Here is a 17,132-nt window from a genome sequence, read left to right as displayed (position 1 = left end):
GGGACTCAGTCATCGGTCGCCTCCGCCCGCCTCTGCTCCGTCCGTCTCTGCTCCGTCCGCCTCCGCTCCCCCCGCCTCCGTTCCGCCGACGCCCAGCGCGGCCAGCAGGCGGTCGTTCTCCGCGGGTCGCCGCACGGCGACCCGGACGTGCGAGTCGAGACCGCGGAAGGTCCTCGCGTCCCGGAGCGCGACGCCCCGATCGCGGGCGGCCGCGACGAGTTCCTCGACTGATCGTCCGGATTCTCCGACGTCGAACAGCAGGAACGGCGCGTCGGACGGGAACACGTCGTAGCGGTCGGCGAGGGCGGCTCGCATGCGCTCGCGTTCGCTTGCGACGCGCTCGCGGGTCTCGCGGACGAACCCGTCTTGCCGCATGCAGTACGCCCCGGTCGCGAGCGCGGGAGCGCTCAGGTTCCACGGGCGGCGGGCGCGCCGCAACGCCGCGCCGAGCCGCCCGGTCGCGACCGCGAAGCCGGTCCGGATTCCGGGAAGCCCGAAGAGCTTCGTGAGCGATCGGGCGACGACGACGCCCTCGGTCCCCGCGAGCGATCGGCGGTCGGTGAACCCGAGGAACGCCTCGTCGACGAGGAGCACGGTGTCCGCCTCCCGGCACCGCGCCGCGAACGCTTCCAGCGCCTCGCGGTCGTAAGCGGTTCCGGTCGGGTTGTTCGGGGTACAGACGACCGCGAGCGCGTGACCGGTCGGGTCGGCGTCGAGGATCGAACCGGTGTCGCGGGTCGAGTCGCCGCGGGGCGTCGGCTCGGCCGGGACGAACTCGGGCTCGCCGCCCTGCAGCCGCACCTCCCGGGCGTACTCGCCGAAGCTCGGATAGGGGACGAGCGCGGTGTCGCCCGGGTCCACCGCGAGCGCGACGACCGCCCGGATCGCCGCCAACCCGCCGGGCGTGGGAATCACCTCTCCCGGAGCGCAGTCGACGTAGTCGGCGGCGGCCTCGCGGAAGGATTGGGGCGGCTCCGCCGGGTACGTCCGCGACGCCGCGAACGCCTCGCGGTAGACCGCCTCGACGCCCTCGGGGACCTCGGGGTTGGTGTTCGCCGAGAAATCCAACAGGTCGGGGTCGTCGCTGCTCCCGTGCGGTTCGCGGTCGAGGTCGATGGCGGTGTCGAGATTCATAAGGGGTGCGCTCGGTCGTCGGTGGTCTCCCCGGCGAGGAGCCGCTCTGCGATCCGCACGTCCGACGGATAGTTGACGTTGACGGCGAACCGGGCGTCGTCGGTGACGCGGACGGCGCCGGGGTCGGCGTCGCCGTCCTCACCCTCCGTCGACGCCCCGACGACGTTGATCCCGGCGGGTACGACGTCGCGGCCGTCGATCGTCGCCGCGGCCGAATCGGCGCTGACGCCCAGTTCGCGCTTGCGCTCGGCCGGCACGCAGACGGTGAGCGACGCCGGATCGCTGTCACCGTCGCCGGCGGAGCGGGCCGCGTCGAGCACGGCGCCGACCGCCTCGTCGTCGAGCAGCGGAAGATCGGCGGCGACGGTCAGCACGGACGAGTCGATCGAACTGGCCGCGCCGCCCGAACCGGCCGTGCCGCCCGGGCCGCCCGAGCCGTCCGAACCGCCCGTGCCGATCGCGTTCATTGCGTACTGCAGGTCGGCGACGTACCCCTCGCCGGGCGCGCCGACGAGCTCGAGGGCGGACCGCTCCGCGGCGCGGTCGGCGAGGTGTCCCCGGGTCGCCGTCGCGTGCGGCGAGACGACCGCGTGGACCGTTTTGACGCGGCTCTCGGCGAGCGCGGCGAGCACCCGGTCGATCATCGGTCGGCCGCCGACACGGGTGAGGGGCTTCTCCCGCTCGCCGCCGAGCCGGGTCCCGCGGCCGCCGCACATCACGAGAGCGTCCACGCGATCACCCCCGCGTGCAGCGCGACGACCCGCGCGAGTTCGTTCGTCGCCCCGAGCACGTCGCCCGAAACGCCGCCGAGTCGGTGGCTCGCCCACCGACCGAGAAGCGCCGCCGTCGCCAGCGCGGCGCCGAGCGCGGCGATCCCGGGGGCCACCAGCGGCCAGCCGAGCAGCGCGGCGGGCGCGGCCAGCGCGAGCGCCGGGAGCGCGGAGCGGGGCGACGACTCGCCCGTCAGCGCGGAGCCGAGCCCCTCGTGGGCGGCGTCGCCGACGCAGACGAGCGTCGCGGTGGCGGCCTTCGCACCCACCTCGGCGGCGACGGCGATCCCGGCCGCGGTCAGGAACTGGCTCCGAGCGATCCCGACCTCGACCAGCCCGAGCGCCGCCGTCGCGAGCCCGAGCACGACGACGGCGAGCGCGACCGTGCCGCCGACGCCGAGCGCGGAGTCGTGCATCACGCGCCGGCGTTCGTCGACGTCCCCGTGGACGACCGCGGCGTCACCGAGGTCCGCCACCCCGTCGAGGTGGGTGATCCCCGTCACGCCGTAGACGGCCACGATGAACGCGAACGCGACGGTCGGTCCGGGGACGGGAGCGAACGCGGGCATCATAAGCGGGAGGGCGACGAGCGCGCCGACGAGGTACCCGACGAACGGGAACGTCCACGGCGAGCGCGAGAACGACTCCCACGCCGCCTCGCTGCGCCCGACCGGGATCCGGGTGAGGAAGCCGAGCGCGCCGCGGACCGCGGTCAGCGCCATCCGATCACCTCGGTCGCCGCCGACAGCAACGCCGACAGCGATGATCCCGCCGACAGCGACACCGCTAGCGACACCGCCAGCACCGATCCCCCCGCGATCGCCGCGGCGACGCCGCCGGCGACCCCGACGAGCCGCACCGCGTCACGGGCGTCAGCGACGCCCGGAGCCGCCGCGTCGGGGTTGAGCGCGTAGTGGTCGGGCTTCTCCAGTCTGACCGCGAGGGCGGTCGCGGCCGTCGCCATCGGCCACCCGGAGTTCGGCGAACTCGGCGTCCTGGCCCAGTTCCGGGCGTCCCGAAGGGCTCCGGGCGATCGGGCCGCGATCGCGAGAGAGAGCGCGGTCGCGCGCGCCGGCAGGTACATGACCGCGTCGTCGAGCCGGGCGCTGGCCCACCCGACCGGCTTCGACCGGTAGCCCAGCATCGAGTCGAGCGTGTTCACGGCCTTCACCCAGACCGCGACGGCGACGCCGAGCGGGAGGACGGGAGCCGAGGTAAACGTCAACGCGGCGGTCGCCCCGACGACGAACCCGCCGAGCGGGGCGACGAACCCGTCGGCGAGGTTCTCGGCCGCGCTCTCGACGGCCGCGCTCCGGAGTTCGGCGGGCGAGAGGTCGGCGGCGTCCCGCCCCACGAGCGCCCGGACCGACTCCCGGGCCGCGGCCGGGTCCGTCGCCGTCAACTCGACGACCTCGGCGGTGACGTCGAGCAGCATCCGGAGGCTCACGACCGAAAAGAGGAGCAGTCCCGCGACGAGCACGGCGAGGATCGGGATCGCGCCCGTCGACGAGCCGCCGCCCGCCCGCGTCCCGAGCGTCGTCACAGACGCCACGAACCCACCGGCGACCGCCGCGGCGCCGAGCGGGAGCGCCGCCGCGACGATGACGCCGACGAGCCGCGGGCGCGACCACGATCGGTCGAACCGCGCGACGACCGAGCCGAAGCGCGCGACCGGATGGAGCCGGCGCGGGGGCTCCGCGAACGCGAGGTCGAGAGCGACGGCGAGCCCGAGCGCTGCGGGCACCGCGAGGGCGAGAGGAACGGATGCCGCGAGAACGAGAGGGGCGGACGCCGCGAGGACGAGAGGGACGACGAACACGATCAGAGCCCGTCGCAGAACGCGTCGAACGCCCCGCTCGCCGGGTGGACGTGGGCGTACGTTCCGACCGTTCGGTGCTCGATCAGTCCGTCGTGGGCGCCGTCGATCCCGGTGCCGCGCACCACGTCGAAGGCGAAGCGAGCGTCGTTCGCGACCTCGGCGGCCGAGTAGTGAAACTCGTGACCGCGCAGGGTGGTCCCGGCTGCGGCGGTCGGCGCGGTCGAGGCGGTCGAGGCGGTCGAGGCGGCCGACCCGGTCGACCCGGCCGGTCCGTCGCGCTTCGCGCGCAGTTCGACGTGGTCGAGCGCCTGGTACCGGTCGCGCATCGTCACGTCGGCCGGGAGCACGCCGGCCATCGCGTGCGTGTCGCCGTCGACCGTCGTCAGCGACTCCGCGAGCGCCATCAGCCCGCCGCACTCGCCGAGGACCGGAACGCCGTCGGCGGCCGCGTCGGCGATGTCGGCGAGCGCCGGGCTCCCCGCGAGCGCCTCGGCGTGGAGTTCAGGGTAGCCGCCGGGGAGGTACACCCCGTCGCAGGGCGGGAGCGAGTCGCCGGCCGTCGGTTCGAACGTCTCGACGATCGCCCGCTCGCGCAGCCGCTCGACCGTCGCCGGATACATAAACCGGAAGGCGGCGTCGCGGGCGACGGCGACGCGCGACCGATCGCCGCCGGTCGCCTCGGTCCCTGTCGCCTCGGCCCCTGTTGCCTCGGCCGGGTCGGTCGGAGCAACCGCTCCCGTCGGTTCACGCGCCGCCTCGACGACCCGGTCCGTCCGGAGTTCCGCCGCGGCCGCGTCGAGCGCGTCGTCGCCGACCGGCGACTCCTCGCCCATGTGCAGCCCGAGGTGGCGCTCGGGGATCTCCAGGCCCTCCTGCGGGCCGATCCGGCCGAAGTAGGTCAGGCCGTCCGGCAGCGCTTCGCGGATCCCCCTCTCGTGTCGTCCGCCGTGCGCGCGCTGGGCGATGATCCCGGCCACGTCGACGTCGCGGCCGGCCCGCTCGGCGTACGCCTCGAACCCCAGCGCGGTCGCGGCGACGCTCTCCATGCCGGCGCTCGCGTCGACGACGAGCACGACGGGGAGATCGAGCGCCTCGGCGACCGCGGCCGTGCTCGACTCGTCGCCGTCGTACAGCCCCATGACCCCCTCGACGACGCAGACGTCGCCCCCGCCTCGGGCGTAGTTCCGGCGGAGCCCCGCCTCGCCCTGCAGCCACAGATCGAGCGTCCGCGAGGGACGCCCCGCGACGCGCGCGTGATGGCTCGGGTCGACGAAGTCGGGGCCGGCCTTCGCGGGCTGAACGGCGTGACCGGCGTTTTCCAGTGCGCGGATCGTCGCGAGCGTCGCCACCGTCTTTCCGACACCGGAGCTCGTGCCGCCGAGGACGACGCCCTTCATCGGGAGTCACCTCCGGCCGCGCCCGTCGTCGCCGCCTCCCGCTCGGCGAGCAGCCGGTCGGTGAGCGTTGCCACGCGTGCTCGCACGTCGCCGGCGGGCACGCCAGCGCGGTCCGCGAGCGCCAGCGCGCCGCCCATTCCGACGCCCTCCTTGGCCTCGCCGCGGGCGTACGCCGCCATCGCCGGGTGGTCGCTCTCGTCGAACGCGGGGTCCGTCGCGGTGAGCGACAGGTCCAGATCGGTCGCGAGCGCCGCCACGTCCGCGGTCGGGTCGTCGGCGACGAACGCGGTCGTCGCGAGCGCGAGCCGCCGGTCGACGCCGGCGTGTCGCGCCAGCGCGGCGACCGCCGCCAGCTGGGTTCCCCCCGCGAGGGTCACGGGCACGTCGCGGTCGGCGGCGCCGACGACGAGCCCCGCGGCCGCGGCGAGCACCGGATCGCCCATCTGCTGGACAGCGGTAATCGGGTCGCCGGCGGCGTCGCCCGGGTCGAGGCCGCTGGCCGAGAGCCCCTCCTCGACGACGGCGCGCTTGCTCGCGAGCGGGTTCGCCGCCAGCGACGAGGAGACGATCGGCCGCTCGCCGAGCGCGGTCAGGACCCCGAGCGCGGTCGTCGTGCCGCCGGGGATCGTCTCGGCGAGGAGGATCTCGGCGCCGGTGGCGGTGACGTCGTCGGTGTCGCTTCCGTCGCCGTCCCGGTCCGCCAACACCGGCGCCATCGCGCGCGCTCGCTCGAAGATCGCCTCGGCGTCCGGGACGGGGTCGGCCTCGCGGATATCGCCGCCGGGGCCCGCGTCGACGCCGCGGGTCGGCGTCGCCGTCGGCACCGCGAGTCCGGCGTCGACGGCGACGAACTCGAACCCGACGAGATCGCGGACCGCCCGCGTGACGACCGCCGGCGTCGGACACCCCGACGGGCTGACCGGGACCGGCGAGTCGGGGGCGGGCCGACCGTCGGCGACGATTTCGAGGTCCGCGCTCGGGGTGTGTCGCCTGAGCGTCGGATCGGCGCCCGCGGCGCTGATCCCGTCGATCGCGGCCGTCTCGGTCGTCCCCGCGACGACGACGAGGGTCGCGTCGCTCACGCGACGCCTCCGGATCGCCGGTCCGATCGGTTCCGCCCGTCGACCGCTCGCTCGATGATAACCACTAGCGGTTGGTTATCACAAGTCGACTTTAATCGATCGGGATCGGGGCCGTCGGCGCGTCGGCAGTGGTTTATAAAGGTCGGCGGCAGCGTCGGCGGTCGTTTATAAATGGTGCCAGCGGCGTTCGGCGCGTCGGGCGGGAGCGCTCACACCAGCCCGCCCGCGGTGAACACCGCGTAGCAGATCGCCACGAGGACCCCCGAGTGGAGCAGCGCCGCGTAGCGGCCGCGCGAGGCGGTGCCGGCGAACCACCCGGACGCGAGCATCGTCGCCTGCGTGACGACGTACAGCCGGAAGCGTTCGAGCTCCGGGTGGACCGTGTCGGGCTCGGTGACGAACTCGGAGGCGGCGGCGAGTTCGCCGAGCCGCGCGGCGTCGATCACCTGCGTGTTGACGACGGCGACGACGGCGGCGACCAGCGCGGCCGCCGCCCACCCGACGGCGATGTACGGGTGCATCGACGAGCGGAGCGCCCGCTGTTCGCTGTACAGCTGTCCCACCTCGATCCGGAGCGTCTCGAAGACGGCATCCGCGTCGCTGCCGGCGTTCAACGCCCCCGTGACGAGCCCGAGCGTCCCCTCCGCGAGCGGGGTCCCGACGCGGTCGACGAACCGGTCGATCGCGGCCGCGCGGACGTCTGTCGGGCCGGTCGCCGCGTCGGGTCCTCCAGTGCTCGTTCCGCCCGTCGCGGTCGTCGACCGGAGCGCGAACGCGAGGTCGGCCACGTCGTCGTCGAGCACCCCGAGGTCGACGTCGCGGGCGACGGCCGCGACCGCGTCCGAAAAGGGGCGCCCGGACGCGACGTGCCCGGAGACGGCGTGGACGAAGTCGGCCAGTTCGCGGTCCTTCGCGTCGTCGATCCGCGTCCGCCTGTCCGCCACGACGCCGACGGGGATCGCGAACGTCGCGTACGCCAGCAGAACGACGTTGACGAGGGTGTACTCCGCGATCGCGAGCCCGACCGCCAGGAGGAACGCGGGCGGCGCGAAGACGACCGCGGCGCTCGCCGGGTTGGACCCGATCGAGGCGGCGATCTCCCGCGGCGATCCCGGTAGGTCGTAGCTGGCGCGCTGGTTCGGCGGGCGGAGGGTCCCGACGGCGACCGCGCCGGCGAGCCCGAGCGCGACGAGGAAGAGCACGGAGCCGTAGAGGACGACCGCCCGCGTCGGCACCACCCCGACCGGGGTCTCCACCGGCGGGAGGAACTCGGGGATCACGACGGTGAGCGCGGTCGCCGCGATCACGAGCAGCGCCGGCAACACCAGCACCGCGACGAACAGCTCCGTGAGCAGTTCGAGGAAGCGCCGCGCGCGCTTTCGCGCCCGGTCCTGTCGGTGCGCGAGCATCCGGCTCTCGGTCCGGAGGTACTCCGCGAGCGCCCCGTCGCCGGTCGTCGCGTGCTTGCGGAACTTCAACAGAAACGGCGCGAGCAGCTCCCGAGAAGGGGTGTCGCGGGCGACCCGCCGGAGCCCCTCGTCGAGGCTGCCGGCGAGCCGCGCCGCGTTGAGCACCTTCCGCAGCGAGGTCGCGGTGCCGCCGTACGCGTCGTTGTCGGCAGCCTTCGCCACCATCTCTCGCGGCCCGTCACTCCCGGACGCGAGCAGTTCGAGGTAGCGGACCGCCGCCGGAAGCGTCCGCTCGATGTCGGTCCGTCGCGTCGCCGTGCGCCACCGGAGGTGGAGCCCGCCGAGCCGCACCGTCGCCCGCTTCGCGAGAATTCCGGCGAGACCGGCGACCGCGATGGCGACCCAGTCGGGCGACAGCGCGGCGATCGGAACCGGCGAGACGGCGCCGACTCGCGCCTCCAGCGCGGCGAGCAGGGGCGGTGCGCTCCCCGCCGCGACCAACAGCGCCGGCACCGCGACGGCGACACAGACGAGCCACGAGAGCCCGTACACCCGCGCGAGGTACGTCTCGAACCCCGTGCCCAGCGCGGTTCCCCGGTACCGTTTCCGATCGGCGTCGTGTCGGCGGTCGCCGGCGTGGCGCGCGAACAGCGCGTAGCAGACGCGGTCGACGACCGAAAACCGACCGTCCCGCAGGAAGCCGTCGGTCTCGGCCGCATCGAGGGCCCGAGAGCGGCCGGCGGTCCCTCGACCCGACTCGGAGGCCGTCTGTTCGCTCACGGTCGGTCACCTTCGTCCATCGTCCGGGCGGCGCGCTCGACGGTCGCGGCCTCGTCGGTGCGGAGGTCGGCGAGGAACTCGAACAGCGCGTCGAAGTCGTCGACGCCCTCCCGAACCAGGTACTCCACGTAGCGGTGTTTCGCGGCGAACTCCGACTCGACCGCGTCGACCGCTCGGTCCGTGTGGTCCGCGATGCGGGCGAACGCGTGGAGTCGCGGGGCGGCGTCGCGAGTCGCGACCGGAGACCCGGTCGGACCGCTCCCCGCTCCCCCCGCCCCCGCTGCCCCTGTCGCTCCCCCCGTCCCCGTCGCCCCTCCCGCGTCGGGCGCGCCCGGGAATCGGAACCTCCCGTCGGCGTCGCGCCACGCGATGGTGTTGAAGTACACCGCCTCGCCGCCCTTCTCGACGACGCCGGCGCCGCCGTGTTTCGGGTTTCCGGTGGGGCTTCGTTTCGCCTCCGAGTCGAGCGCCTCGTACTCTGCCGCCGAGAGCAACTCGACCGCCCGGGAGACGTACCGGTCGCCACCAACCTGCCGCGGGAAGACCACGAGGTCGACCTCCCGCAGGAGGTAGGGCGCCAGCCCGCGCTCGATCACGCGGTTGACGAGCGCCTCGACGTCCTCGGCGTGAGTAGTGCCTATCACGCCGTGGCCGGTGTTCAGCGTCTCCGCGAAGGTGTCGAAGCTCGCTGGCGTGTTGATCTCCGCGATCACCTCCACGTCGGGGTTGAGGTAGTTCGCTTCCGTCATCAGCTCCGCCATGCTCACCGCCTTGTACGCCTCCTCGTGGTCGCGGGTCGTGAGCGACACCCCGGTCTCGTGCGGGAGCCGGACCTCGCGTGACCCCTCGTCGATCGAGACCGGGCGGTCGTCGAACGGGATGAAGGGCGTGTGAGCGTTCAGCAGGGTCGTTTTTCCCACCCCCGTCGGCCCGGCGAAGAGGACGACGCCGCGATGCTCGTACAGCAGCCACAGCAGCGTGACGAGCTCCGTCGACAGCGTCCCGCGGTCGACGAGATCGATCGGCGTCATCGCGTCCGCACGCTGTTTCCGGATCGAGACGTGCGGGCCGCCCTCGGAGATGACCGGCAGCGCCACCGCACACCGGATCGTCTCGTCGACGCCGTCGATATCGAGGTTCACCTTCGCGGAGGGCGTCGAGGCGTTGAGCTCGGTCCCGTCGCGGGCCGCCAGCCCGGTGGCGACGTTGACGAAGGTGGTCTCGTCCGCGAACGCGAGGTTGGTCGGAACCCGGGTGCCCGTCCCGTCGAACGCCTCCGCGTCGTCGCCGGCGTCGCGGATCGACGCCCGCGGGATCACCTTCACGCGCTCGCCGACGCGGTTGGCCTCGACGTCCTCCAAGTTCGGGTCCCGGATCGGGACGGTCAAGATCCCCTCGCCGACGAAGTCGCGGAGCACGTAGTACGCGAGGTCGTCGAGCCGGTCGTGGGCGTACCGCGAGTCGACGGGCGGGACGCCGATCCCGCGCTCGGCCAGCGCGGCGCGGGCGCGGTGGGTCGCCGCGTCGAGCCACGCCCGGGTGTTGCGCGCGGTGAGCCGTCGCGAGAGGAACCGCCGGGCGTGCGCGGCAACGAACGCCTCGCGGTCGTCGACGACGCCGTCGACCGTCGTCTCCCAGATGCGCTCTTTGCACTCGTCGATCAGCGCCTCGTCGCCCGGCAGGAGGTCCGGTTCGAGCACGGCGTACTTCGTCTCGAACGCGTCGGAGCCGAGCAGGCGCTCGCGGTAGACGACCACGTCGACGGAGAGCCCCGCGAACCCGACGGCGTACTGCGCGAGCCGCTCGGCGGCGACGCGCTCGACGTACTCGGCGTCGGCGTCGATGCCCGTCTCCAGCGGCGCGAACGTCTCGGTGTGGACGACGAGTTCGCGCTCGTCGCCCACGTCGGCGACCTCGATCCGGTCGTCGAGGGCGACGGGCGTGAGGTCGCCGAGCAGCCGAAGGTCACACAGCGCGTGGTAGTCGATCCGGCGGCGTGCGGCGGCGGTCGCGTCGAGTAACCGATCGAGCGCCTGCGCGTACTTCGGCTCGAAGCCGGCCGCGGCGCGCTCGATCACCCCGACCCGCGTGAGCGGGCGGCGGTGGCGCACCGCCGAGAAGTGGTCGCGAACCCGCGCGAGCGCTCGCTCGTCGGCGGGCGACAGCGGCGGTTCGCGCACGCCGTAGCCGAACCGGCCGCCGTCGCGCTCGCGGACCGTCGCGACGACCCCCGGTTCGGACTCGTACTGCGCGCGCACCTCGGGCGCGTACCAGGCCTCGGGGTCGTCCGGCGGCACCGGCGCCGGCACCGCACCGCCCGGATCGTCGTCGGCGTCGTCGACGATCCGGAGCGTCGGGCCGTCGCTCACGTCTCGATCCCTCGCCTCGATCGGTTCGTCGCGGCGTCGGCGTCCGGTCTCCGCGTCATCGTACGATTCACGGGTGGCGGACGGGTCGGTTTAAGAGTTATTTTCTGTCACAAAAAGATTATTTCAATATTTATAAACAATTGGTGAATAGCCCGGTTTGAGTCCGCCGCGCGCGTCTTCTGCGCCGAGTCCCTACCTCGCCCAGACGCCGTCGCCGAAGTCGATTGCGTCGTTCCACTTGCCGACCACGGTCGCGACGGCGAGGTCGCCGGTGACGTTGTTCATCGTCGCGATGCGTCCGAGGATGGGGTCGACGCCGGCGACGAAGCCGACGACCGCCAGCGGGAGTCCGACCTGACTCAACACGACGGTCAACATGACGAGCCCGGCGCCCGGGACGCCGGCGGTACCGATACTGATCAGCACGGCGACGACCAACACCAAGACCTGCTCGGTGATCGCGAGCGGCTGTCCCACGGCGTTGGCCGCGAACATCACGGTGATCGCCTGCCGAATCGCGGCGCCGTCCATGTTTGCGGTGGCGCCGACGGGGAGCGCGAACGAGTACACCCGCTCTTCGATCCGGAGGTCCTCTTCGGCGTTCGTCATCGTCACGGGGAGCGTCCCGCTGGACGAGCGCGTCGCGAAGGCGGTGAGCATCGCGTCTTTCGCCCCTGTGAGGAACGCGATCGGAGAGACGCCGGCGACCACGCGCATGAGCACGAACAGGTACGTGAACGCGATGTGGACGGCGACCGCGACGGCGACCGCCAGCACGAGGGCGCCGAGCGAGGAGAACACGCCGACGCCCTCGGTGCCGATGCCGACCGCCATGAGGGCGAACACGCCGATGACCCCGTACTCCAACACGCCGCGGACGACCACGAACATCGCCTCGGCCCCGATCTTGAAGGCCCCGAACACGCCGTCGACGCTGTCCGCGAGCTCCGGTTTCTGCGCCCGGACGTAAGTGAGCGCGATCCCGAACACGATCACGAAAAAGACCGTCGCGAGCAGGTTCCCGTCGGCCATCGCGGCTACCGGGTTGTTCGGGACGATCCCGAGGACGACCTCGGTCAGCGACGGCGGCGCCTGCGACTGCGCCTCACCGCCCGTGAACTCCACCCCGCGACCCGGGCGCAGCAGGTTCGCGACCGCGAGCCCGATCAGCCCGGCGAGCGTCGTCGTTACGGCGTAGAGTCCGACCGTCGCGCCACCGATCCGCCCGAGCTTCGCCGGCGAGAGCTGTCTGATCCCGGTGAGCAGCGTGAAGACGATGATCGGGACGACGAGCATGTTGAGCAGGCGCAAGAAGAGGTCACCAAATGGTTCGACAACGGTCATCCGTTCGCCGAAGACCGCGCCGGCGACCGACCCGAGGAGGAACGCGACCGCGATGCGGTAGATGAGCGGTACCGATCGATACCGACGCCACAGCGATCCGATGAAACTGGCCATATCGACAGGTGTGAATCCGCGGGGGAAACGCCTCCGTTACGGACGACAGTTGAAGCGACCTGTGACGCCGCACTCGGGGGAAATCACCCCCGTCCGTCGAGGTCGATCGGCGTGCCAGACAGCGCGCGCTCGAAAGAAGCGCGAGCGCCCACGGCAGCGACGATCGAAGGTGTCCGTCCGTCGAACTTCGAGAGCGATTCGGGGAGAGGTGCCGAGTCATCGATACCGGCAAAGACAACAGCTATCGCGCCCTGACTCTGCGGGGCACGGCCCGGCCTCGCCGGTGAGAAAGCGCCGCGATCGTCGACGAGCACGCCGATCGGCTGTTGAGCGTCAGCGACCACGCCCGACACCTCGGCGCGGGAACCGGGAGCACCGGTCCGGAAGAGCACGGAGCCGTCGAAGAGGTCGTCGAGCGAGCGCCGAGTTCGTGTCCGACGCTCGGAGCGACACCGAGTCCGACGCCCGGTTCTGAGTCTCGCTCGACGGCGCCCTTTTACCGTGCCCGCCGGTAGCGTACCCATGCGCGCAGCCGTGTTCAACGCTCCCGGCGACGTCGGGATCGAGGAGCGACCCCGACCCGAGATCGAGGCTCCGACCGACGCGATCGTCCGCGTGACCCACACCGCGGTCTGCGGGTCGGACCTGTGGTTCTACCGCGGCGACAGCGACCGCGATCCCGGATCGCCGGTCGGCCACGAGCCGATGGGGATCGTCAAGGAAGTCGGCGACGAGGTCACGTCGGTCGCCCCGGGCGACCGCGTGCTCGCGCCCTTCGTGATCTCCTGTGGGGAGTGCGAGTTCTGCCGGAAGGGGCTCCACACCTCCTGTGTGAACGGCGACTCGTGGGGCGGCGACAACGGCGGTGGCCAAGGCGAGTACGTCCGGTCGACCCGCGCGGACGGCACGCTCGTCCGCGTTCCGGACCGCCACGCCGACGACGAGGAGACGCTTCGGTCGCTGCTCCCGCTGACCGACGTGCTGGGGACCGGCCACCACGCGGCCGTCAGCGCGGGCGTCGAGGCGGGCTCGACCGTGACCGTGATCGGCGACGGCGCGGTCGGGCTCTGCGGCGTGCTCGCGGCCCGCCGGCTCGGCGCCGAGCGGATCATCGCGGTGGGCCACCACGAGGACCGGCTCGAACTCGCCGAGTCGTTCGGGGCCACCGAAACCGTGTCCGGGCGCGGGGAGGCCGCCGTCGACCGGATCCGCGAACTCACGTACGGCGGGCCGAACCACGTCATGGAGTGCGTCGGCGCCGCGAGCGCGATGAACACCGCCATCGACGCGGTCCGCCCCGGTGGCACGATCGGCTACGTCGGCGTCCCGCACGGCGTCAACGACGAGGGGCTCGACGTGTTCGGACTGTTCGGCGACAACGTGACGCTCGCCGGCGGCGTGGCCCCGGTCCGCGCGTACGCCGAAGAGCTGCTGGTCGACGTGCTGCAGGGAACGCTCGACCCCGCGCCGATATTCACCGAGACGGTGAGCCTCGACGAGATCGACGAGGGGTACCGCATGATGGACGAGCGGGAGGCGATCAAGGTCCTCGTGAAGCCGTAGCGAGGCGCTGGGAACCGCCTCGGGCCGTCGGATATATCCGATCGCCGAGCCGAGTGCGAGCCGATGGAAACGTGGGAGTCGGTCCGCGCGTGGAAGCTCCGCGAGCTTCCGGATCCCCCCGCGCTCACGCTCACGCAGCTGTTCTCGAAGCTGTCGCAGTCCGGCCCGCGCTCGTACCGCTCCCCGCAGCCGGGGTGGGAGCGGAAGGCGCGGGTTCGCCTGCGGGACAAGTTCAAGTGCGCGCTGTGTCCCGCCGGACGGATCGAGCGCGTCGACGGCGCGACGGTGTGGCGCGACCGGGACGGGCGGACGCGTCGCCGCCCGGCGGGGAAATCGACGCAGGGCACCGCCGCCCGGGTGCTTGAGGTACACCACGTCGTCCCCCGCGCCAACGGCGGATCGAACGACCTCTCGAACCTGATCACGCTGTGTCGCGACTGCCACGAGGACGTCCACGACCGGCGCGCCGACCGGATCCCGCGCGACGAGACGCGCCCCGCGCTCGGGACGCGACCGTGAGCGGCTGGGGACGGTGATTTATAAGCAGCTGTGGTCGGGCGTTTATAAGCGGACGTGTGGCGTCGCCGTCGGCAGCAGCGATCCGCGGTTGTCACTTCGAGTTCCCCGCACGGCACCGCCCCGCACCGCACAGCCCGGCACGGCACCGCACAGCGCCTCACACCTCCCCAGCCTCGTCGGTCGCCCGTCGCTTCGCTCGGGGCGACCGACTCCCTCGCGGTCCGCTCGCGCCTTATAAAGGCGCGAGCGGGCGCGCCGGACGAGAGCGAAGCTCTCGCTTGCAGCCGGTGCTCCGCGCCGGCGACGCCACCGCTTCGGTTGCTTATAAACGATCGCCGCTCCGCTGAGCGGTCGAGCGCCCGGCCGCAACGCCGACGCTAAGTCGTCGCCCGTGCGCGCCGCGCGCATCGCTCACCGTACATCTTTACGCGTCTGCGTCGTACCGAGGAGCGATGACGAGCCTGACGCTCTACGAACTCGAAGGCTGCCCGTACTGCGCGAAGGTGACGGCCAAGCTCGACGAACTCGGCCTTGAGTACGACTCCGTGATGGTGCCGCGCTCGCACTCCGAGCGGACCGAAGTCGAGGAGCTAAGCGGTCAGACCGGCGTGCCGGTCCTCGTCGACGAGGAGCACGGCATCGACGCGATGCCTGAGAGCGACGACATCGTCGAGTACCTCGACGAGACGTACGGCGGCGCGAGCTGAGCCGGGACGAACCGACCCGACGAGTACCGGCCGACCGAACCGCGGGACTATTTACCGATCGTGACGACGGGGCGAGCGTGCGACTCGTTCACCGCCGCGCCCCCGCTGGCGGCCGCAATCCGTCCGACGACCGCGACCCGTCCGACGACCGCGAGACACGCCCGCTCGCCGACGACGTCGACGTTGCGCGTTCGACGCTCGAACAGGCGCGCGGCCTGATGTTCCGGCGGTCGATCCCCGACGACTACGCGCTCGTGTTCCCCTTCGGCGCGGCGGAGACGCGGTGGCTCCACATGCTGTTCGTCCCCTTCTCGATCGACGCGCTCTGGCTGGTCGACGGCGAGGTCACGGCGAAAAAGCGGCTCGCCCCGTTCGTCGGCCTGGGCCGCGGGCGCGCCGACACCGTCGTCGAACTGCCGGCCGGCGCGGCCGACGCGGTCGCGGTCGGCGACGAGGTCCGGCTCGTCGAGTGAACGACGGCCCCGCCCGCTCGATCCGCCCGCTCGATCCGCCTCGATTCGTCTCTCGGCGTCCGGATCGATACCCCGATCGGCGTCGGGAGCTACCCCTCGGTCGGCGTCCGGAGGTCGATCGTGACCCGGGTGCCGCCCGCCTTGCTCTCGCCGAGGTCGAACTCGCCGCCGCCGGCGCTGACGATCCAGTTGACGTACCAGAGCCCGAGCCCGCTCGCGTGTTCTAACGGCGTCTCCTCGCCGGTGAGCACCGACCGCTCGGTCGGCGGGATCCCCGATCCGTTGTCGGCGACGACCAGCGACACCCACGACTCGCTCGGCAGTTCGGCGGCGCTGACCCTGACCCACGGGCGCTCCGCGTCGTTGTGTCGGATCGCGTTGTCGACGAGTTCCGCGATCGCCTCGGCCAAGTAGCCGACCGCCGAGACCGTGACCCCGTCGGGAACGTCGACGTCGATCGCCGCGCGCTCGCGGATCTCGGGCGGAAGCGATCCGATCGCCTCGTCGACGGTGGCAGACAGGTCTCGCGGTCCGGGCGTCGGGCGGTCCGCGAGCAGTCGTTCGACCCGCCGAGAGGTCTCACCCACTCTGAGCAGGCGCTCGGCGGTGTCGACGACGCGTTCGAGTTCCGCGGCGAGTTCCGGGTCGTCGGTCGCCGCGATGGCCCGCTCCGTGAACCCCGTCACCACGTTGAGGTCGTTGCGGAAGTTGTGTCGGAGCACGCGGGTCAACACGGCGAGCCGTTCCTCCCGAAGCGACGCCGCCGTCGTGTCCTCGCCGAGTCCGATCGCCCCGACGACTTCGTCGCCGTCGACGATCGGTCCGAGCGCGAGCCGGTACGGGACGTGCTCGCCGGACCGAGTGAGCAAGGTCGCCTCGCACTCGACGGCCTCGCCGTGACCGTACACGGACTGCAGCGCCTTGGCGACCGCGTCGCGGCGCTCCTCGTCGAACAGCGTCGTCAGGGCGGTGCCGGACAGCTCCGAGCCGGCGTATCCCGTGTCGGCGGCGAGCCGCGCGTTCCAGCGGGTGAGCGTTCCGCTCGCGGTGCACTGAAACAACGCGGACGGGACGGTCGACGCGATCGCGTCGGTCACCCGGAGTTGGGACTGTAACTCCCCCTCGGCGCTCACGCGATCGGTGACGTCGGTGAGCCCGACGACGAGCCACGTTCGCCCCCCGATCGCGGTCGTGTGTACCGAGAGCGCGAGCCTGAATCGGCCGCGGGACCCGCCGGCGTCCCACTCGAAGCGGGTGACGCCGTCAGCGTCGACCGCGGACTCGACCGCGTCAGCGATCGACCGACCGTCGGCGGTCGTCGACGACTCGCCGATGTCGGCGAGCCCCATCAGCGTCAGCGCCTCGGCGGACTGATCGAGCAGCTCGGCCGCGGGAGCGTTGACGGCGCGAATCGCGTGGGTGTCGGGGTCACACGCCAGCGTCGGGGTCGGAACCGCGTCGACGAACGACCGGAGGACCGGCGGCGCCGGCCCGTCGCTCGGCGCGTCCGTCGGCGGGCGTACCGAGCCGTCGTCGGCGGTCCGGCCGCCCTCCGCCGACCGTCCGTCGTCGCGGTCACGACTCATCGATAAACGGGGAGATGTCGCCCGCAGTTATGTGTCTATGGATCGGCATGTCGGTGATGCGGTCGC

14 protein-coding genes are annotated in these 17,132 nt (G+C 72.6%); 4 read left to right on the top strand and 10 right to left on the bottom strand.

The window, feature by feature from the left end; all coding sequences use genetic code 11:
* Nucleotides 1–9 precede the first annotated feature (9 nt).
* From C461_RS14260 to C461_RS14220, 9 genes are all read right to left on the bottom strand, one after another.
* The gene (locus C461_RS14260; RefSeq protein WP_008002426.1) at nt 10–1,134 is read right to left on the bottom strand and encodes a pyridoxal phosphate-dependent aminotransferase; all 1,125 of its coding nucleotides are present in this window, start codon (nt 1,132–1,134) and stop codon (nt 10–12) included.
* Entirely contained in the window at nt 1,131–1,850 is a 720-nt protein-coding gene (locus C461_RS14255; protein WP_008002424.1) for a GTP--adenosylcobinamide-phosphate guanylyltransferase, read from the bottom strand. Before C461_RS14255 ends, C461_RS14260 begins: the two co-directional genes overlap by 4 nt.
* A complete protein-coding gene (cobS, locus tag C461_RS14250; protein ID WP_008002422.1) occupies nt 1,850–2,626 on the bottom strand; it encodes an adenosylcobinamide-GDP ribazoletransferase in 777 nt (258 codons plus the stop codon). Before cobS ends, C461_RS14255 begins: the two co-directional genes overlap by 1 nt.
* On the bottom strand, nt 2,617–3,723 hold the full coding sequence (locus C461_RS14245; RefSeq protein WP_008002420.1) for a CobD/CbiB family cobalamin biosynthesis protein: 1,107 nt from the start codon (nt 3,721–3,723) through the stop codon (nt 2,617–2,619). The genes cobS and C461_RS14245 overlap by 10 nt, the downstream gene beginning before the upstream one ends.
* Nucleotides 3,724–3,725: 2 nt before the next feature.
* On the bottom strand, nt 3,726–5,120 hold the full coding sequence (locus tag C461_RS14240; protein WP_008002418.1) for a cobyrinic acid a,c-diamide synthase: 1,395 nt from the start codon (nt 5,118–5,120) through the stop codon (nt 3,726–3,728).
* Nucleotides 5,117–6,202, bottom strand: coding sequence for a nicotinate-nucleotide--dimethylbenzimidazole phosphoribosyltransferase (locus C461_RS14235; protein ID WP_008002416.1), 1,086 nt, complete (start codon nt 6,200–6,202; stop codon nt 5,117–5,119). Before C461_RS14235 ends, C461_RS14240 begins: the two co-directional genes overlap by 4 nt.
* A 209-nt stretch (nt 6,203–6,411) precedes the next feature.
* Nucleotides 6,412–8,391, bottom strand: coding sequence for a type II secretion system F family protein (locus C461_RS14230; RefSeq protein ID WP_008002414.1), 1,980 nt, complete (start codon nt 8,389–8,391; stop codon nt 6,412–6,414).
* Nucleotides 8,388–10,760, bottom strand: coding sequence for a type II/IV secretion system ATPase subunit (locus C461_RS14225; protein WP_008002412.1), 2,373 nt, complete (start codon nt 10,758–10,760; stop codon nt 8,388–8,390). Before C461_RS14225 ends, C461_RS14230 begins: the two co-directional genes overlap by 4 nt.
* A gap of 192 nt (nt 10,761–10,952) precedes the next feature.
* Nucleotides 10,953–12,218, bottom strand: a complete 1,266-nt coding sequence (locus C461_RS14220; RefSeq protein ID WP_008002410.1) for a dicarboxylate/amino acid:cation symporter — start codon at nt 12,216–12,218, stop codon at nt 10,953–10,955.
* 522 nt (nt 12,219–12,740) lie between these two features.
* On the opposite strand from C461_RS14220, the gene C461_RS14215 reads away from it, so the two are divergent.
* From C461_RS14215 to C461_RS14200, 4 genes are all read left to right on the top strand, one after another.
* On the top strand, nt 12,741–13,781 hold the full coding sequence (locus C461_RS14215) for a zinc-dependent alcohol dehydrogenase family protein (protein WP_008002407.1): 1,041 nt from the start codon (nt 12,741–12,743) through the stop codon (nt 13,779–13,781).
* A gap of 63 nt (nt 13,782–13,844) precedes the next feature.
* Nucleotides 13,845–14,300 (top strand): HNH endonuclease, encoded by a 456-nt coding sequence (locus tag C461_RS14210; protein ID WP_008002405.1) that lies wholly within the window; start codon nt 13,845–13,847, stop codon nt 14,298–14,300.
* Between the two features lie 452 nt (nt 14,301–14,752).
* On the top strand, nt 14,753–15,007 hold the full coding sequence (locus C461_RS14205; protein ID WP_008002404.1) for a glutaredoxin family protein: 255 nt from the start codon (nt 14,753–14,755) through the stop codon (nt 15,005–15,007).
* Between the two features lie 77 nt (nt 15,008–15,084).
* The gene (locus C461_RS14200) at nt 15,085–15,480 is read left to right on the top strand and encodes a DUF192 domain-containing protein (protein ID WP_008002402.1); all 396 of its coding nucleotides are present in this window, start codon (nt 15,085–15,087) and stop codon (nt 15,478–15,480) included.
* An 89-nt stretch (nt 15,481–15,569) separates the two neighbouring features.
* On the opposite strand, the gene C461_RS14195 is transcribed toward C461_RS14200, so the two are convergent.
* Nucleotides 15,570–17,066: a PAS domain-containing sensor histidine kinase gene (locus C461_RS14195; RefSeq protein WP_008002400.1), complete on the bottom strand. Its 1,497-nt coding sequence runs from the start codon at nt 17,064–17,066 to the stop codon at nt 15,570–15,572.
* Nucleotides 17,067–17,132 lie beyond the last annotated feature (66 nt).

This window comes from Halorubrum aidingense JCM 13560 (genome assembly GCF_000336995.1).
Taxonomy (GTDB): Archaea; Halobacteriota; Halobacteria; order Halobacteriales; family Haloferacaceae; genus Halorubrum; species Halorubrum aidingense.
The sequence above is the reverse complement of the archived record's forward strand: the minus strand, read 5'-3'. Positions and strand labels throughout refer to the sequence as shown.